Origin of the sequence: Streptococcus danieliae (genome assembly GCF_013415245.1) — a bacterium.
GTDB classification, from domain to species: Bacteria; Bacillota; Bacilli; order Lactobacillales; family Streptococcaceae; genus Streptococcus; species Streptococcus danieliae_A.
Genome location: NZ_JACBXX010000120.1, coordinates 1 through 807, shown reverse-complemented (window position 1 = coordinate 807; position 807 = coordinate 1). Strand labels below are relative to the sequence as shown.

1 protein-coding gene is annotated in these 807 nt (G+C 36.9%); it reads left to right on the top strand.

The window, feature by feature from the left end; translation table 11 throughout:
* Positions 1-807 (top strand): IS30 family transposase (locus HZY94_RS04920; RefSeq protein ID WP_179925245.1); only part of this gene is annotated, 807 nt, incomplete at both ends.

Sequence of the window (807 nt, the reverse complement as noted above, 5' to 3'; positions counted from 1 at the left end):
TCAAGCGAGGGCAAGTCTTACAACAAGTGAGAAAAGGACTCTTTAAATATGTCTATTCAGCCGATGTCGCTCAAGCTAATTACGAGAAAAATCGTAAACGATCTGTTAAAAAACTGATTCTTACTAAGAAAATGAAGGACAAAATTCTTCACTACCATCATGAAAACTATTCGCCTGAAATGATGGTTAAGGCAAAAAACATTGAGGTAGGTGTTACCACAATTTACTATTGGATTCACAATGGCCACCTTGGATTAACTAGGAAAGATATGCTTTATCCTAGAAGAAGAAAAACTATTGGGAAACAAGCTAGTCCAAATTTCAAACCCGCTGGGAGATCAATTGAAGAGAGACCTAAAGAAATTAATCTTCGATTAGAGAATGGTAACTACGAGATTGATACAGTTGTCTTGAGTAAAGCAAAGAACAAATGCCTATTGGTAATGACGGATCGGAGAAGTCGTCATCAAATCATAAGACTAATTCCAGATAAAACCGCTCAATCTGTAAATCAGGCCCTAAAGCAAATTTTAAAAGAGCACCAAATTCTATCTATTACAGCAGATAACGGTGGTGAGTTCAATCAATTGTCCGCAGTGTTCCCAGAAGAACATATCTACTACGCACATCCCTATTCATCTTGGGAAAGAGGAACGAATGAAAATCATAACAGACTCATACGCAGGTGGTTACCAAAAGGGACCAAAGAAACAACTCCCAAAGAAGTCGCTTTTATTGAAAATTGGATAAACAATTATCCTAAAAAATGTTTGGACTACAAGTCACCAAAGGAATTTCTTAGTGGTG